This window comes from Bradyrhizobium erythrophlei (assembly GCF_900142985.1).
Lineage (GTDB): Bacteria > Pseudomonadota > Alphaproteobacteria > Rhizobiales > Xanthobacteraceae > Bradyrhizobium > Bradyrhizobium erythrophlei_B.
In genome coordinates this window covers 5,402,604-5,419,252 of record NZ_LT670849.1, presented here as the reverse complement: position 1 = coordinate 5,419,252, position 16,649 = coordinate 5,402,604, and the positions used below count along the sequence as shown (strand labels likewise).

The window sequence follows — 16,649 nt, the reverse complement described above, 5'->3', positions numbered from 1 at the left end:
TTGGAACCTAAAGTTGGACCTGCATCAGGGTCTGCATCATGCTCTGGACGACCGACATCACGTGGGCGTTGGCCGCGTAGGAATTCTGTAACGCGATCAGGTTCGACAGCTCGGAATCGATGTTGACTTCCGAGGTCGTATTGAATTTCTGCTGCAAGGTACTGACGACGACGCTCTGGCCTTGCTGGAGTTGCGTGGCGGAGTTTGCAGCCGTGGCCTGCTGGCTGATGAACTGTTGAATATAATTGCCGATGGTGCCCTTGAACGGCGCTGTGGTCGAACCGAGCCCGGTCTGCGGCGAATAGCTGAAGGTGCTGGACGTCAGCTGCGAGAAGATGAAATCCGAGCGCGTGGTGTCGCCGGCCGGCGTCGGCGGCGAATTGCTGTACACGGTGACGTTCGCGGGATTGGCGAGCAGCGCCGGATTGACCTGGATCCGCTGCGCAAAGCCGGTCAACTCCGAACCGGCGCCGGTGATCGCGCCGGTATAGGGCGAGCTTGAGTCGGTGAAAAACGGCAGTTGCGGGCTGCCGCTGGTCAACGAGGTGACCGTCGTGGTGGTCGAGGCCGAATTCACGGTAACGTTGTCGGCCGGGTTGGCGGCGACCTGCAACAATCCAGATGAGTTGGCGAATTGCAGATGGGTCTGGCCGAGCGCGGCGTTCAACTGCGACACCACCGACGTGATACCGCCGGTGAAGTTGACCCCGATCACCTGCGGACTGGCGCCCGGCGGGTTTGCCAGCGGCAGCGCCTTGGGATCGTCGACGCGGACGATCTGCACCTGCTGCTGCTGGCCGGCATTGTTCGTGTAGGTCAGGTTGATCGAATTGCCGGGCTGCACGTTGGACAGATCGAGCGTGAATCCGGAAAGCGACGCGGAGGGATTCACCGCGGTGCCCTGCGTGGTCTGATCCGACAGCGAACTTGAAAGCGTCGCGGCGAGCTGGTCGACCTGAGTTTGCGCCTGCACCAGCGTCTGGTCGCGCAGTGTTATGTCGGCGGCGATCTGGCCGGAGCTGATCACCTTGTTGGCAATGGCATCGAGGCTCGCGCCATTGGGCAGCGTCACGGTCAGCGTGCCGACGGTGGATTTGGTCGGATCGGTATTGTACAGCGACGTCGGGCTCAGCGTTCCCGCCGCGCTGAAGTTGAATTGCGATGCCTGGCCGTCGCCGACAAGTTGAACGCCCGTGGTCGTAAAGACGTTGACACCGTTGACGCCACTGTTGACGGCTTTCACGTCGACATATTTCGAGACGTCGTTGATGGCGGCGTCGCGCTGATCTTGCAGCGTAGCGGCGGACGGATCGGTCGCGCTCAGGCTTTGAAGCTTGGTATTGATCGCCGCGATCTGCTTCAGGTCGGTGTTGACCTGCGCCACCGAGTTGCTGATGTCCTGGTTGACGTTGGTGCGCAGCGTCTGGATGCCCTGCGACGTCGTGTTGATCGTCTGCGCCAGTGTCTGTGCCGCACTCAACGCCGTGGTCTGCGCCGCCAATCCGGTCGTGTTGGTCTGCAGCGCCTGGATGGCGGAGGTGAAATTGTTGTACGCAGACTCCAGCGTACCGGTGCCCCCGGGCGTACCGTAGATGCTTTGCAGTTGCCCGAGGATGTTCGAGATCTGGTTGGCATAGCCGGCGCCGCCGGTCTCGGTGCGAAGCTGCCCCTGGATGAACTGATCGATGTCACGGGTGACGCCGGTCACCAGGACCGATGAGCCGGAGCCGCCGCTCGCCACCTCGATCTGGTTGACGGACTGGGCGACATAACCAGGCGTGTTGGCGTTGGCGACATTCGCCGACGTAATCGAAAGCGCGGCCTGGTTGGCACGCAGGCCGGCCACCGCACTGGCAAGGGCAGAACTCAAACCCATCTTTACCCGCCTTGTATTAGATCACGCCGGAACAGGCCGGCGCCGATCAACGCAACACGTTCAGCAAACTCTGAACCATGTCGTTGGCCGTGGTGATCACCTTGGTGTTGGCCGAATAAGCCTGCTGGGTCACGATCAGCTTCGTGAATTCGTCGGCGATATCGGTGTTGGAACCTTCGAGCGACGAGCCCGCGATCGAGCCGGAGGCGCCCTGGATCGCCGGTCCGGACTCGGCAGTCGCCGCATAGGCCTGACCGTCGAGCGCTTGCAGATAATTGGTGCCGTTGAAGTGCGACAGCGTGATCGAGGCCAGATCGATGTTCTGGCCGTTGGAGAACGTGCCGACCACGAGTCCGCTGTTGTTGATGGCCACCGACTGGAGCTGACCGGCGGCAAAACCGTTCTGCGTGATCTGGCCGACGGTCGCGTTACCGGTGGTGGACGCAAATTGCGACAGCGCGCCGGAGGCGATGTTGAGTCGAACGTCTCCGACCTGCTGATTGTTGACCGTGAGGTTCGGGATGGTGATGCCACCGCCCGTCGGGCTCACCAGGTTGCCGTTGGAGTTGAAGGTGAAGGTCTGACCGACGTTGGTCCAGGTCGTATCGCTCGGCAGCGTCGGGGTCGAATTGCTCTGGTAGAAGAGATTCCAGGTGTTCGGGGCGACCAGCGCCCAGCGGAGCTGAACGTTGACCGGCGTACCGGCCGAATTATAGACCGTGATGGCCCCACCGCTGATGCTCTCGTTGTCAAAGGTCGTCAAATCGGAGTTGGCCACCGCGCCGGTACCGGTACCGCCGCCGCCCGTCCGGGTTGCCGCCGGGTCCGCCGAGAAACCGAGCTGCGAGAATATCGCGTTCGAATTGTTGTCCGTGATCACCAGATTGTTGGCTAAGCCGGTGTTCAGCGTGATCTCACCAGGTGTACCGGTTGTACTGATGGTGCTCGGGTTGGTGGTATTGCCATTGATCGTGTCGATGGCGCCAAGCAACGTTCCGACGGTGGAGCCTGGAGGGGTGCCGGTTGTCGGATCATTGACGTTGATGGTGAACGGCCCTGCCCCCGAGAACGAGCCCGAGGTCGCGACGGTGCTCGAGAAATCGATCACGTGCCCATCGACGGTGATGGACTTCCCGGCGATGCTGGTCGGCAACGTGCTCAGTGCCGTCCCCGAGGTGATCGGGGTCCCGCCGATGATGACCTGGTTGCCGACCACAGCTGAATTGCCGAACGCCGGCGGCGCCGTGCCCAGAACCTCGGGGTTTTGGCTGAAATCGGCCGGGTTGAGTCCGCCTTTGGAGACGAAAGACCCCTGCGTTGCATTCGGACTTGCCTGGGTCACCGGCACCGTCGGCAGGTTGGCGGCATATTGAATCGTCGTCGTCGCCTGCGCCGGAACGAAGTTGTTGTTGAATTGCAGAACCGTCGGCACGCTGCCGAGCGCATTGCCAGTCTTCGGGTCGACCGCCGTACCCATCAGGTAGTAGCCGGCGCTGTTGACCAGATAGCCCTGCGCATTGACCTGGAAATCGCCGGCGCGCGTGTAGTCGGTGACCCCGTTGAACGTCGGGACGTTGTCGGTGATGCCGGTCGGCTTTTGCACGTCAAAGAAGCCGTCGCCGTTGATGGCGATGTTGGTTGCGACCGTCGAGTTCGAAACCGTACCCTGCGTGGTGATGGTCTGCTGCGCGTGCGCGGTGACGCCGCCGGCGACCTGTTTGTTCACCGCCAGCGCTGCCGGAATCAGATCTTCGAAGCTGGTATTGATGCCCTTGTAGCCGACGGTGGAGGCGTTCGCGATGTTGCCCGATATGTTCTGCAACGCGAAGGATTGAGCCTGAAGGCCGCCTACCGAGGTATTTAGCGCGTCGAAGATACCCATAACTTTGTCTCCACGTTCGATCCCAGGACACCGGGGGCCTTTTGCCCACGCATGGCCGTCCTCGAGGGAGACATCGCAATCGCCGTGCCAAACAGTGAATTACAACAAATTCAATGACTTAAACAAAAAACCCCGTTCACAAGGACCGGGGCACAATTGCCGGGCGGGCAACAATTGCCGGGAGCAAAGTTCCGGACGAGTGCCGGATGTCAGCTCGCCGTCGGCGCCGCCGGATGGAACGTCAGGGCGAAGCCGTCCATGCAATAGCGCAGGCCGGTCGGCTTCGGACCATCGTCGAAAACGTGGCCGAGATGGCCGCCGCAACGCCGGCAGTGAACTTCGACGCGCTTCATGCCGAAAGTCCGGTCTTCGCGCTTGCCGACGGCATTCTCCAGCGGCTGATAGAAGCTCGGCCAGCCGGTGCCGCTTTCGAACTTGGTCTCGGAAGCAAACAGCGGCAGGTCGCAGCCGGCGCAGGCAAACGTGCCCTTGCGATGCTCCTTGAGCAGCGGGCTCGTCCACGGGCGCTCGGTGCCTTCCTTGCGCAGGATTTCATATTGCTGCGGTGTGAGCTGGGCGCGCCACTCCGCGTCGGTCTTTTCGATCTCGAACTTTTCTTCCGTTGCGGCCAGAGCAGCTTCGCCACGCAGCCAGCGCAGCGCCGCAAAGCCAAACAAACCGGCGGTAGAAGCGAGCAGAATACGGCGATCGATCATCTGATATCTCCGTGCAAGGGTGCAAGGCGGCAGAACCCGTTCGCTCTCAAATACGGCCACCGACCGGGAAAGTTACACCCGGCCGAACGACAATTTCTCACGTTCCCGCGAGTTTTAAAGGCATCAGACGCTCCGCTCGCCCGGACCGGCCACCACCGGTGCTTCCGGATGCTCCGCCGGTTGAGGACTGCGCTGAGGTCTCGGGCTTGGCTGGCCGGGCGGCGGCTGGGACCGCATCGGTCTCATCCCCGCCAGCCGGTTGGCTTCGGCAAGCCGCTCTTCGCGGATGCGCTCCTGCTCGCGCAACCGCTCGCGATAACGGGCGAGCGCGCCGGCGGCGGCCGAACTTCCGCGTTCCCAGAGGCCGATCAGGTGGCCGGCCGCCCGGCCGGTGATGCCGCCCGCCCACACGAGTTCGAACGGCGAAAACAGCCGCCAGCGTTCATCGCCCCAGAGAATGCTGCGGGCGATCAGTTGTCCGGCCATCGCACTGGTCGCCAACCCTTGCCGGCCAAATCCGCTCGCGACCCAAAGCCCCCGGCGCAACTGTCCGACCTGCGGCATGCCGTGCACGGTCTGGCCGGTCGCGCCGCCCCACACATCCTCGATCTGCACCCGCCCAAGCTGGGGGAAAATGGTGCGGATGCGGCGCGCAATGCCGGCGGCCTGCCGTCGCGGGCGGGCATCCCAGGTGGTTTCCGGGCTTGCCCACATCAAACGGCCGCCTTCGACGATTCTGAATTGATCGATGCCATCGGTATCGATCACCGATCCCTTGAAGGCGATCACATCGCTTAAGCGATCGCCGAGCGGCTCGGTGATCCCGGCGTAACGCCAGACCGGCAACAGCGTTTCCGACAGACGCCGCGAAGGCGCGCCGAGGTGCACGTTGCCGGCCAGAACGATGTGCGAGGCCCGCAGCCGCGCCGACGGGGTGACGATGCGCTTGCGAATTCCGGATGCGTCGATGCCAACGACCGGCGTGTCTTCGAAAATCCGCGCACCTGCCCGCGTCGCCAATTCTGCAAGGCCGTGCACGTATTTGCGGCCATCGATCTGGAACGCCTTCGGAAAGTAGACGCCGTGGAAATAGCGATCGGTCCTGAGCCGAGCGCGGACCTGATCGATTTGCCAACCTTCGACTTCGGTTGCGAAGTCTTCGCTAAGCACTTGCAATTCGCTGATCAGGCGGTCGCCGGCATCGACGTTGGAGACTTCGAGCACGCCGTCGGTGACCGCAATCCCCGGCATCTGCTGCTCAGTGGCCTGGGCGCGGACATAGTCGGCGCCTTCCTTCGACAAGTCCCAGAGCTCCCTGGCGTCCTCGAGGCCGATGCGCGCGATCAAATCCTTCAAGCCGAGGCCGAAGCCCGGCATCACGGTGCCGAGCAAGCCGCCGGAGGCCGACCAGCCGACGTGGCGACCCTCCAGCACGACGACGCTCGCGCCGAGGCGCGCCGCTTCCAGCGCAACCGTCAGGCCGGCAAGCCCTGCGCCGACCACGCAAATGTCGGCATCCAGATCGAAGGTCAGCCGCGCGCGGGCCGTCTCACCTTCACTGGCCGTTCCGTCAAGTATATCGCTCATGCCGTTTTCTTACGAAATTCAGACCGTTGCTACCAGCGCTTGGGTGCGAATGTTAGAATTGGGCCACGAGAAATCGAATCGGGATGCTCCATGCGCCGTCTGATGCTGTTGCGGCACGCCAAGACCGAACACGACGCGCCGAGTGGCCGCGATCAGGACCGCAGGCTGGATAATCGTGGTCGCCACGATGCCGTCGAGATTGGCCGCTTTATCGGCCGAAATCCGCCATTCCCTGATCTCGTGCTGGTTTCGCACGCGGTGCGGGCGCACCAGACCTGGGAAATCGCCTGGGAAGCGATGAAGGAGCTTGCGACGGCGCCCCAGGTCGAACTGACGCCGGAACTTTACGGCGCGGATGTCTCCCAATTGCTTGAAACCGTTCGCAACGCGTCGGTCTCCGACCCGAAGCGGCTGATGCTGGTCGGACACAATCCCGGAATGCATGAACTCGCCTTCGCGCTCGCCGGCAGCGGCGACGCCGCAGGCCGCGAGGCGCTGGCCGACAACCTGCCGACGGCGGGCCTTGCGATTCTCGATTTCGACATCGACGACTGGACCGACGTCCGGATCCGGCGCGGCCGGCTCGAGCTGTTCGTCAGTCCGAAATTGTTAAAGCAGACCTAGTGGAGTGGGCTTGACGGACCATCAGGACGACTAAGGTCTCACTTCCAGAACACTTGCCAAACTGTGCTAAGCTGTTCCCGAACCGGCATCTTACAGGAGGGATAGATGTTCAGTTCCATCCTCGTACCGCTCGATCTGGCGGACACCGATCTCGCGCGCCCTGCTCTCGCCACGGCCGCGACCCTCTCGCAGAATTCGAACGGCAAGATCAGGCTTCTCAACGTGCTGCCGATGACGCCGGTGATGCTGGCCGAATACGTTCCGGCAGATTTCGACGTTCAGCAGCGCGAGACTTCGGAGGAGGCGCTTGCGATCATTGCCCGCGAATCCGGCGTTGAGGCGACGCGCATCTCGAGTGCGGTGCGCCAGGGCGGCATCTATCACGAGATTCTCGAAGAGGCCGCCACGGTCAAAGCCGACCTGATCGTGATGACCTCGCACCGGCCGGCCATGCGCACCTATTTCCTGGGCTCGAATGCCGGCCATGTCGTGCGCTACGCCAAATGCTCGGTGCTGGTGGTGCGGCACTGAACTTCGGAATCAGGACACTAATGTGGCGGTTCAGAAGTCCGCATCATTTGTGCCGCGAGTTCGTCATGCGGACTTCTGAACCAAAGCCACACTAGATCAATAGGTTTGCTAGTGTCCTTTCGATTCCGAAGTTCGCAAAGGCGGGGCCGCAAGATGATGCGAACTTCGGAATCAGGACACTAGCGGATCGCGATCGCGCGATCTATCGAGCTAGCTCTGCGCCCGAGTCCTTGCGGCGTTTGACCGCCGATTCAATCTGGTGACGCGGAAGTCCGATGTCGCGGAGCTGATGGTCGTCGAGCTCGCGCAGCATCTTGATGGTTTCCCGGCGCGCCCAAAAGGTCATCACGCGGGTCATGCCTGCGGAAAGCCACCGGCCCCATTCGCGTGACGCACTGGTGCGGATGTTGAAGGAACTCGCGGTCATTTTCGTCTCCATGGCAAGCCGCGCGACAAGGCGATGCCGTCGGCGCGCCGCGAAGCGCGCCTTGCACTCAACCCCTCAAGGCCGCCCTGGCAGCCCTCGGAGCATCATGGGCTTGATGGACCTTAAATGAACGCGTCAATGTCTCGGTGCAAGCCAAACATTGTTCTCGGAGCAATAAATCCGGAACGCTTACGGCAACAACGTCTGCGGCACTTCGCCGAAGCGGTAGGTCAGCGGTTTGTTGCGCCTGACGAAGCCGCCGACCTGCCACGCGAACAGAGCGGCGAAGCCCACAAGAAACAGCGCGCCTGCCCATTGGCTTGAGGCGGCCGACTGCACCATCAGCCCCCCCATCGCGATCGCCACCAGCGCCACACATACGATCGCCGCCACATAGAGCCGCGGACCAAGACCGCCGGTCAGCACCGCCCGGCTTCCGGCCTTCGCCATGCGCGCATGCAGTTCGGTGATGAAGTCGCGATAGTCTTTGTCCTGCGGCGCCATCAGCGCGGCGGTCTGCCAACTTGTCGAAAAAATCGAAAGCCTTCCGCCGCTACTGTTGCCGACGTCGGCGCGGAAACGCCGTGCCTGCATCGAAACCGGCCGATAGGACAGCCGCACGCTGGCGATGTCAGCATAAGGCCAGAGGCCGGAGCGGCCGGAGATCCGCCAGGACAAGCCCTGCTCCGTCAGATCGAACTGATGCGCCGATCCGATCAGCGAAGCCTTGTAGGCGTAATGAAGGCCAATTTGACCGGACGACGGCATCGGCTGCGAACAACCTCTTATTGATTGCGGGTCCTTACATTAGCGCGACAGGCACGCCCAAAAAAATGCCGCCGTCGCCAATCCCCCAAGCACGGTTCGCACCGCGTGGATACCGCCCCATTTGACGATGAGCGCGCGCGACAGCGGGCCGGCTGCGTCCAGCTCCGTCGCCAGCAAGGCGTCGTTGGTCGGCTTGATGACGATCAACGTCCAGGGCCACGGCGCGATGATCAGAAGTGCCCCGATGAGGAACCCGGGATGGGAGGTCTGCCACCACGCCACGAGCCCCAGGACAAACCCGACCAGCGCAAGCGGCGCCTGCATGGTTGCGCCGCGCTTGTAGGACGGCTTCCACTCGGTGAGCAGCGCGGAATCGTCGAGCGTGAGCCGCGCCGGCTGCTCGGCGAAGTTCACATAGAACGCCGCACCGGTAAACATTGCGGAAGCGATCAATGCAAGAAGGCCGAACGCCATGCCAAACCTCGTCAAGGGAGTTGATCTTGACGATCAGCTTGCACCGATCGCTCGCCCTATCCTACAACCCCTGCATGCCCGAGACGACTCCCTTTCCAAGCCGCCTGATCCTTGCCGCCGCTGCGATCTCCGGCGTGCTGCTCGCGCTCGCCGTGCACATGTTGGGCGCGAGGTTCGGACTTGATCTCGGCGGCCTGTGGCGATCCGATGCCATCGTGTTCATGCCGGCGGGCGCGGCGCTCGCATGGTGGCTGATCGCAACCGTCGGCTTTTGCGGCGGCTACTTTACCGCGACGCTGATGCACAGCGCCGCATCGGGTCAGATCCCGATGCGGATGCGGCAGTTCCTGATCGCGGTCGGCGTGCTGCTGCTCGCCGGCGCGGGGCAAGTCGCTTCAGGACCGAGTTCGATGCCGACCGCTGGCGGATTCCTGGCCGCGCTTGCCGCGCTTGCCCTTGGCGCCTTGATGGCGTTTTGCGGCGCGCATTTCGCGCTCCGCAAAGCATAATCTAGTCGCGCGTTGCAGCACCGCGCCAGATCACCACGCTGGCTATCAGCAGAAGCACTACCGAAATCATCAACGCGAGATGCGCGCCGCGCATGAACGCATCAGGCTGCCCGACCAGCGAACCAAACAACGCGACGCCCAGCACGCTGCCGGTCTGCCGTGTCGCATTGAGCACGCCAGCCGCAATCCCGGAGCGTGACGTCTCGACACTGCCGAGCAGTGTTGCGGTGAGCGGCGGCACCAACAGACCGAGCCCGCCGCCGATGATCATGAGCTGCGCCAGCATCTCGACGTAGGGCGTGCCGGGTTCGATCGGAAGCAACGTCACACATCCGGCCGCGGCCAGCACGCCGCCGGCCGCAATCGCCGCCGGCGCGCCGATACGTTCGCTGATGCGCGCCGCGACCAGATTGGCCGGCAGCACGATGCCCATCATCGGAACGAAGGCGAGTCCGGTTTGCAGCGGCGTCAGCCCGTTGACGCGCTGGAAATAGAGGCTGAACACGAAGATCAGGCCGTAGAAGGCGATGTTGACGAGCAGGCCGACCAGCGACGTCAGCGCAAACAGGCGATGACCGAACAAGGACAGCGGCAACATCGGATGCGACGAGCGCCGCTCCTGCACGATGAACAGAAGTGCAAGCAACGCCGACGCAGCAAAGCCTGCGATCACGTAAGAATTGTGCAAGCCGACCGCGCCGCCCTCGATGATCGTACCGGCGAGGCATCCAAGCGCTGCGATCGCCAGACACTGGCCCGGCAAGTCGACCTCGCGTTGCCGGTTGCGCGTGGTCTCGGTCGCATAGCGCCAGCTCAACCAGAGCCCGGCGATGCCGATCGGCACATTCACCAGGAAAATCGAGCGCCAGCCGATCAGCGCGATCAGCGCACCGCCCGCCAGCGGTCCGGCCGTCAGCGCAAGACTGGCGCCGGCCGCCCAGATGCCCACCGCGCGTCCGCGCGCCTGCCGATCCCGATAGGCGTGATTGAGCAATGCCAGCGAATTGGGCACGAGAACGGCCGCGCCCAATCCCTGCACCGCGCGCGCGGCGATCAGGGCTGCGGAATTCGGCGCCAGCGCACAGGCGAGCGAAGCCGTCGTGAAGATGGCAAAGCCCGCCATGAAGACGCGCTTGGCGCCGATGCGGTCACCGAGCGCACCGGAAGTGAGAATAAAGGCGGCAAACGCAATGGTGTAGGCGTTCACGACCCACTGGAGCTCCGACACGCCACCGCCGAGCGCGGAACCGATGCGATCGAGCGCGGTGTTGACGATGGTGACGTCGAGTTGAACCACGCCGTAACCGAGGCTCATCGCAAACAGGGTCAGCGACGCCGGCAGGCCGCGCGGCGGTTGTTGTTCCCCAATCGGCTGGTTGCGGAACTCCTGGTCATCCGGCTTGCGGTCCTGACCGGCTTCCGCCGTGGCCGGAAACGGCCGCAATTCGATGGCTGCTTCTCGCATGGACTATCTCCGTCGTAAGCCACGGGCCCCAACGTCAGAGATAGCCGCTCGTTCGCCTCGAAATTTCGATCAATGCCGAAGTGTGCCGGGAGGGGTCGCGGCGGGTTCCGCGACGGACCCGTCAAGGCGCCGTCAGTCTCCCGGCTTGCGCGTCGGCATTTGCACATCCCAGGCGAGGCCCACCAGCACGAACAGACGCAGCAGCAGATAGGTCAGATCGATCTCCCACCAGTGCCGCTGATTGCAGGCACAGCTCGGCTCGGCGTGGTGATTGTTGTGCCAGCCCTCGCCGCTGGCGAGAAACGCCACCAGCGCATTGTTGCGGCTGTGATCGCCGGTGTCGTAATTCTGATAGCCGGAGACATGCGCCAGCGAATTCACACTCCAGGTGATGTGCCAGACGATCACCGTGCGCACGACCACGCCCCACAGCCAGACGCTGGCGCCGAATTGAACCGCGGCCATGAGGTCGCGGCCAAGCGCAAGCCCGATCAGCAGGCCGACGCCATAATAGATGACGGATTGAGCGAGCGTGACCCACACGACATATCGTTCGATGAAACGATAGAAGCCATCGCGAAGAACGTCGCGCGCATAACGGTCGTAGGCGCTCTGACGGCCGAGGTCGGTGTTCTCCAGGAACAGCCAGCCCATATGCGACCAGAAGAAATTGACCAGCGGGCTGTGCGGATCGGGGCGCTCATCGGAACGGTGGTGGTGCAGGCGATGCGTCGCCACCCAGCGCGCCGGCGTATCCTCCACGCACCACACCGCAAGAACCGTAAAGGCATGCTCGAGCCAGAGCGGGCATTTGAAGCTGCGATGGGTGAGCAGGCGGTGATAGCAGAGATTCATCCCGCAGGCGCCGTAGACATAGACGCCGACAAAGGCGAGCACGGCGCCCGTGGTCGAATAGAACCAGGGAACGAAGGCAAGCAACGCCAGCGCATGATAGGTGCCGACCGCCGCCACATAGCGCCAGTTGATCCGCCGCTCGCTCGCCCCGAGCGGCAGGGGCAATGCGGCCGGAACCTCAGTGACGCAGGTCGCGGCAGTACTTATGCTGGTATTAAATGGCTTTTCCAAATGCCCCGTCCAAATGCCTCGCGCGGCTCCCAAATCTTCAGAATCTTTCTTACACGATTGCGGACGGTTCGCGAGACCGAAGCTGTGGAAATTTGCAGCCAAAAATGGGCTTTAGGACGATTCTACCGCTACCGGTGGAACCGGGGCTGGAACGACAACGATCAAGCCTGAAACGACGGGAAACGAAACGCCACGGAACCGAACTCGGCGGCGCTCCTGTCACGACAAACCGATCAGCTTGCCGCGCGCATATTCACCTTGCCCTCGGCAAGCGAGGTCAATTTCTTGTCGGCGATCTTCTTCGGCGAGCGTCCTCTGGAGAATGGCCGCGCAACCGTTGCGGCCGTTTCAAAGTCAACACAACCGCGCGCCCTCACGCAGCCGCGCCGATTAAGTGTTCGATTGCCGATGTTGCGCTAACAGACGCGTGCAGACGACGTTCCTGTCGGGGCACTTCTTCATGTCGGGGAACATCCGGGAATCTACGGACATCGAACGGCCATGGTCCGGACGTTCCAGTTGAATTCTCGCTACTTGCGAAGTTTCGGGTGAGGCGGATGCGCGACAGTCGGTCGCTTTGTCAAGGACTGCACAAGCAAAGGTTTTTGCCTTATGTGTCTGGTTTCCGAGGGCGATCGGCCCCAAAGGCCGCTCGATCGCTTTGATAAGGCCGGCAACGCCGTTGCGGCCCTGCCGGGAGGACGAATGGTTCGGCTATTGGCCGCGCTGCGGCGTGGCTTCAAGGAACGGATAGGCTGGAAACGGGTCGGAATTGCCGCCAGCCTCGTCATTATCGCCTTTGCGATCTCAACGCTGGTCCGCACCCTCAAGGGTATCGATACCGGCGTCATGCTGGTGGCGCTGACCGACATTCCGCCTCAACACATCGTGCTCGCCGGGCTATGCGTGGTCTGCGCGTTCTGCACGCTGACGTTCTACGACTTCTTTGCGCTGCGAACGATCGGCAAGAAACATGTGCCCTACCGCATTGCAGCGCTGTCCAGTTTCACCAGCTATTCGATCGGTCACAATATCGGCGCCACGGTTTTCACCGGTGGCGCCATTCGTTTTCGGATCTATTCGGACTACGGCCTGAGCGCCGTCGACGTCGCCAAGATCTGTTTCCTTTCCGGGCTCACATTCTGGCTTGGCAACACTTTTGTGCTCGGCATCGGCATGGCCTGGCACCCGGCAGCCGCTTCCTCGATGGATCAGCTTCCGCCCGCGATCAACCGGCTGATCGCGTTCGGCGTGCTCGGCGCCATCGTTTCCTATTTCGTGTGGCTTGGTCTCGGCGAAGAACGGCGCGAACTCGGGCAGAATGGCTGGAAGGTCAGGTTGCCTTCGGCGCCGCTGACGCTGGTGCAAATCCTGATCGGCGTGGTCGACCTCGGCTTCTGCGCCATGGCGATGTATCTGTTGATGCCGGCCCAACCCCACATCGACTTCATGTCGCTGGCGGTGGTGTTCATTCTGGCGACGCTGCTCGGCTTCGCCAGCCACGCGCCGGGCTCGATCGGCGTATTCGATGCCGCGATGCTGGTGGCGCTCCCGGAATTCGGCAAGGAGCAGTTGCTCGCGACGCTGGTGGTGTTCCGCATCCTCTACTTCATGATCCCCTTCGGCATCGCGATCTCGATCATGGGCACGCGCGAGCTCTGGCTCAGCGTGGTGCAGCCCTGGCAGGCACGTCGCAAGCAAGCAGAGACGTCCACCACCATCGACACCGACACGGCCGAAGTCGTCGAGGTGAAGGCGACGCTGCCATTCCGGCAACGCTCGCGCGCCGGCTCCCACCACTAGACCTTCTGTTTAACTTTATTGCTTGGCGGGGGCTGCTGGCTTCTTGCCCGCCGGCTGCTTGGTCGCGACCGCCTGAGACGGCAGATACTTGGCGACGACGGTCGGATCGAGCGAGGCCAGTTCGGAGTCCGGCAGACGCTGCCAATACTCGTCCTTGCCGAGAAGCGGCGTCATCACGTAGCCGCGCAGCGTGAGCTGCTGCCCGTCCGCGCTCAAGGTCATCTTGGCTTTCCAGACCTGCCCGTCGCGCGGATCCAGAATATTGCCGCCTTCATATTCGAGGCCGTTTCGTTTCATGTCGCGAATGAAGGAGATGCCCAGGACCGCCGCATCCTTGCGGTCGTCCGTGCATTTCGCGCAGGTCAAATGCGGAGGCGTGCCGGGCTTTGGAAAGGTCTTGGCGATCGCGCCTTCGAACGTGCCGTCGCGGTGATCGACAAAGAGAACCCAGACCACCGGCTTGCCGTCTTCGATCTTCTGCCAGAGGCCTGCGGCGGTCGGCTCGGCTGCGTGCGCGGCAAACGCGGTCGCGAACGCGATGGCGCATCCGCCCGCGATCGAAGAAATCCGCCGCCACCATCTGGAACCCGCCATCGTCATCACCCGATCGGTTGGTCTCACATTTACACGAAAGAATATGGCCGTTTGCCGGACGCAACCAGCGGCCCTAGTGTGGCGGATCAGAAGTCCGCATCATTTTTGCCGCGAGCTCGCCATGCGGACCTCTGATCCAAAGCCACACTAGATCAACAATTTCGCTGGTGTCCTTTCGATTCCGAAGTTCGAAACGTGGCTCCGAAAATGCTACGAACTTCGGAATCGGGACACCAGGCCGCAGGCCGTAACGTCCTACCTTCGCGCGTCACTTTCGCGACGCGCCGATGACGCGTTGAAATACCGGTATTTTGGCCGTCAGTTGACGCCGAGCTTCTTTTGCAGGCTCGTGGACGAGGTCGTGTACTGGAACACCAGGCGCTTGTCCGGATAGACGTAACGGTGCGCCTTCTGGGCCATCAGCGAACCCTCGTGGAAGCCACAGAGAATGAGCTTGAGCTTGCCCGGATAGGTGTTGATATCGCCGATGGCAAAGATGCCGGGAACACTGGTCTCGAACGCCGACGTCTCGACCGGAATGAGATTGTTCTCAAGCTCGATGCCCCAGTTCGCGACCGGGCCCAGCTTCATCGTGAGCCCGAAGAACGGCAGCATGGTATTGCAGGTGACCCTCGACATCGCATTGTCGTTGCCCTTGACGTGCGCACCGCTGAGCTTGCCGCCGTCGCCTTCCAACGTTGTGACCTGACCGATCTTCAGGTCGAGCTTTCCGGCCGCCACCAGCGCGCGCATCTGCTCGACGCTGTGCGGCGCGGCGCGGAAGTCGTCACGCCGGTGCAGCAGCGTGACGCTCTTCGCGATCGGATGCAGGTTGAGGGTCCAGTCGAGCGCGGAATCGCCGCCGCCGACGATCAGGATGTCCCTGTCGCGGAACTGCTCCATCTTGCGCACGGCGTAAAACACTGACGTGCCTTCATAGGCCTCGATGCCCGGCACCGGCGGGCGCTTCGGCTGGAACGAGCCGCCGCCGGCCGAAATCACCACCACCTTGCATTCGAACACCTTGCCGGCATCGGTCGTGACGCGAAACGCCGGGTCGCCGATCTTTTCGATCTTCTCGACCATTTCACCCAGATGGAAGGTCGGCTTGAACGGCTTGATCTGCTCCATCAGCGCCTCGGTAAGGCCCTGACCGGTGACGAAAGGGATGCCGGGAATGTCGTAGATCGGCTTTTCCGGATAGAGCTCGGCGCACTGACCGCCGACCTTGTCGAGGATGTCGACGAGATGGGTCTTCATGTCGAGCAGGCCCAGTTCGAAAACGGCAAACAGCCCGCACGGGCCCGCGCCAATGATCAACACGTCGGTCTTGATGGCTTCGCTCATGTCACTTCTTTTCGATTGAAGGGGCCGGGGCGCCGGAAAGGAAAGCCATAATACGGGTTGCGGACACCACGACAACCCCTTGCCGACGTTCGACAACTACGCTGTAAGAAAGGCCGATTCCGGAGACCGCCTCTCGTGAACGCCCCTGCCAATTCCGATTCCACGCCGCGACTGGAAGATTTTCCCTATCGCCTCGCCGATAACGTGCGTTTTGCCGATCTCGATCCCAACGGGCACGTCAACAACGCGGTCTATGCGACCTATTTCGAAACCGGCCGCGTCACGCTGATGAAGGACAAGACCTACTGGCAACTGCCGGAGGGGCTGACCTGGATCATGGTGCGCCTCGACATCCATTTCCGCGCCGAATTGCACTGGCCAGGAACGATCGAGATGGGGCTTGGGGTCGCGAAATTCGGCCGCACCTCCGTGACCTTCGATCAGGTGGTGTTTTCAAACGAGCGTTGCGTCGCGTCTGCTCAATCGGTGACGGTGCTGATCGATCAAGCCACGCGCAAGCCGACGCCGCTGACACCGGAGATCATCGCGAAATTTCAGCCGTGGCTGCGCCGCGGCATGGCGCAGCAAGATTGATCAGGCCTGCCGCTCGGGCGTCGAAACCGTGAGGCCGTCGAGTTCATCGGAGACCTTGATCTGACAGGACAGGCGCGAGTTCGGCCGCACATCGAAACCGAAATCCAGCATGTCCTCTTCCATCGGCGATGGCGGTCCGACCTTCTCGCGCCAGGCTTCGTCGACATAGACGTGGCAGGTTGCGCAGGCACAGGCGCCGCCGCATTCCGCCTCGATACCCGGGATCGAATTGCGGATCGCCGCTTCCATGACGGTGGCGCCGTTTTCGACGTCAATGGTGCGGGTTTCGCCGGAATGGTCGACAAAGTGGATCTTGGCCATGTTCGCTCGTACTGCCGGAAGAAAGGGTCCGGCAGACCTATAACG

General features: G+C 62.4%; 17 protein-coding genes. 5 read left to right on the top strand and 12 right to left on the bottom strand.

Annotation, left to right across the window (positions count from 1 at the left end; translation table 11 throughout):
• Positions 1-7: 7 nt before the first annotated feature.
• The 4 genes from flgK to BUA38_RS25745 all read right to left on the bottom strand — a co-directional run bounded on the left by flgK (position 8) and on the right by BUA38_RS25745 (position 6,061).
• Positions 8-1,876, bottom strand: coding sequence for a flagellar hook-associated protein FlgK (gene flgK / locus BUA38_RS25760; RefSeq protein WP_072822349.1), 1,869 nt, complete (start codon positions 1,874-1,876; stop codon positions 8-10).
• Between the two features lie 46 nt (positions 1,877-1,922).
• Positions 1,923-3,758: a flagellar hook protein FlgE gene (locus BUA38_RS25755; RefSeq protein WP_072822347.1), complete on the bottom strand. Its 1,836-nt coding sequence runs from the start codon at positions 3,756-3,758 to the stop codon at positions 1,923-1,925.
• Positions 3,759-3,967: 209 nt separating this feature from the next.
• Positions 3,968-4,474, bottom strand: coding sequence for a peptide-methionine (R)-S-oxide reductase MsrB (msrB, locus tag BUA38_RS25750; RefSeq protein ID WP_072822346.1), 507 nt, complete (start codon positions 4,472-4,474; stop codon positions 3,968-3,970).
• 123 nt (positions 4,475-4,597) lie between these two features.
• Positions 4,598-6,061, bottom strand: a complete 1,464-nt coding sequence (locus BUA38_RS25745; protein ID WP_072822345.1) for an NAD(P)/FAD-dependent oxidoreductase — start codon at positions 6,059-6,061, stop codon at positions 4,598-4,600.
• A gap of 90 nt (positions 6,062-6,151) precedes the next feature.
• Here BUA38_RS25745 and BUA38_RS25740 point away from each other — a divergent pair, with 90 nt between their 5' ends.
• Entirely contained in the window at positions 6,152-6,685 is a 534-nt protein-coding gene (locus tag BUA38_RS25740; RefSeq protein ID WP_072822344.1) for a SixA phosphatase family protein, read from the top strand.
• A 105-nt stretch (positions 6,686-6,790) separates the two neighbouring features.
• Complete coding sequence (locus tag BUA38_RS25735) at positions 6,791-7,216, top strand: universal stress protein (RefSeq protein WP_072822343.1); 426 nt, start codon at positions 6,791-6,793, stop codon at positions 7,214-7,216.
• Between the two features lie 202 nt (positions 7,217-7,418).
• On the opposite strand, the gene BUA38_RS25730 is transcribed toward BUA38_RS25735, so the two are convergent.
• The 3 genes from BUA38_RS25730 to BUA38_RS25720 form a co-directional block, all read right to left on the bottom strand.
• Positions 7,419-7,643, bottom strand: coding sequence for a DUF1127 domain-containing protein (locus tag BUA38_RS25730; RefSeq protein ID WP_172806091.1), 225 nt, complete (start codon positions 7,641-7,643; stop codon positions 7,419-7,421).
• Between the two features lie 189 nt (positions 7,644-7,832).
• Entirely contained in the window at positions 7,833-8,411 is a 579-nt protein-coding gene (locus BUA38_RS25725) for a hypothetical protein (protein WP_072822342.1), read from the bottom strand.
• Positions 8,412-8,450: 39 nt separating this feature from the next.
• Positions 8,451-8,885, bottom strand: a complete 435-nt coding sequence (locus BUA38_RS25720) for a DUF1772 domain-containing protein (protein ID WP_072822341.1) — start codon at positions 8,883-8,885, stop codon at positions 8,451-8,453.
• Positions 8,886-8,959: 74 nt separating this feature from the next.
• On the opposite strand from BUA38_RS25720, the gene BUA38_RS25715 reads away from it, so the two are divergent.
• The gene (locus BUA38_RS25715) at positions 8,960-9,394 is read left to right on the top strand and encodes a hypothetical protein (RefSeq protein ID WP_072822340.1); all 435 of its coding nucleotides are present in this window, start codon (positions 8,960-8,962) and stop codon (positions 9,392-9,394) included.
• A 1-nt stretch (position 9,395) separates the two neighbouring features.
• Here the strand turns inward: BUA38_RS25715 and BUA38_RS25710 are convergent, their stop codons facing one another.
• Both BUA38_RS25710 and BUA38_RS25705 read right to left on the bottom strand, forming a co-directional pair.
• The gene (locus tag BUA38_RS25710; protein WP_083587770.1) at positions 9,396-10,859 is read right to left on the bottom strand and encodes an MFS transporter; all 1,464 of its coding nucleotides are present in this window, start codon (positions 10,857-10,859) and stop codon (positions 9,396-9,398) included.
• Positions 10,860-10,991: 132 nt separating this feature from the next.
• The gene (locus tag BUA38_RS25705) at positions 10,992-11,945 is read right to left on the bottom strand and encodes an acyl-CoA desaturase (RefSeq protein ID WP_156898724.1); all 954 of its coding nucleotides are present in this window, start codon (positions 11,943-11,945) and stop codon (positions 10,992-10,994) included.
• A 705-nt stretch (positions 11,946-12,650) separates the two neighbouring features.
• Between BUA38_RS25705 and BUA38_RS25700 the strand changes: the two genes are divergently transcribed.
• A complete protein-coding gene (locus BUA38_RS25700) occupies positions 12,651-13,748 on the top strand; it encodes a lysylphosphatidylglycerol synthase transmembrane domain-containing protein (RefSeq protein WP_083588079.1) in 1,098 nt (365 codons plus the stop codon).
• A 15-nt stretch (positions 13,749-13,763) separates the two neighbouring features.
• Here the strand turns inward: BUA38_RS25700 and BUA38_RS25695 are convergent, their stop codons facing one another.
• Positions 13,764-14,342, bottom strand: coding sequence for a DUF2147 domain-containing protein (locus BUA38_RS25695; RefSeq protein WP_072826433.1), 579 nt, complete (start codon positions 14,340-14,342; stop codon positions 13,764-13,766).
• Between the two features lie 318 nt (positions 14,343-14,660).
• Positions 14,661-15,689, bottom strand: a complete 1,029-nt coding sequence (locus BUA38_RS25690) for an NAD(P)/FAD-dependent oxidoreductase (RefSeq protein WP_072822338.1) — start codon at positions 15,687-15,689, stop codon at positions 14,661-14,663.
• 135 nt (positions 15,690-15,824) lie between these two features.
• On the opposite strand from BUA38_RS25690, the gene BUA38_RS25685 reads away from it, so the two are divergent.
• Positions 15,825-16,283, top strand: a complete 459-nt coding sequence (locus BUA38_RS25685) for an acyl-CoA thioesterase (protein ID WP_072822335.1) — start codon at positions 15,825-15,827, stop codon at positions 16,281-16,283.
• Here BUA38_RS25685 and BUA38_RS25680 read toward each other — a convergent pair whose 3' ends face one another.
• Positions 16,284-16,604 carry a 2Fe-2S iron-sulfur cluster-binding protein gene (locus tag BUA38_RS25680; protein ID WP_072822333.1) on the bottom strand — a complete coding sequence of 107 codons (321 nt, stop codon included), beginning with the start codon at positions 16,602-16,604 and terminating at the stop codon, positions 16,284-16,286.
• Between the last annotated feature and the right edge of the window lie 45 nt (positions 16,605-16,649).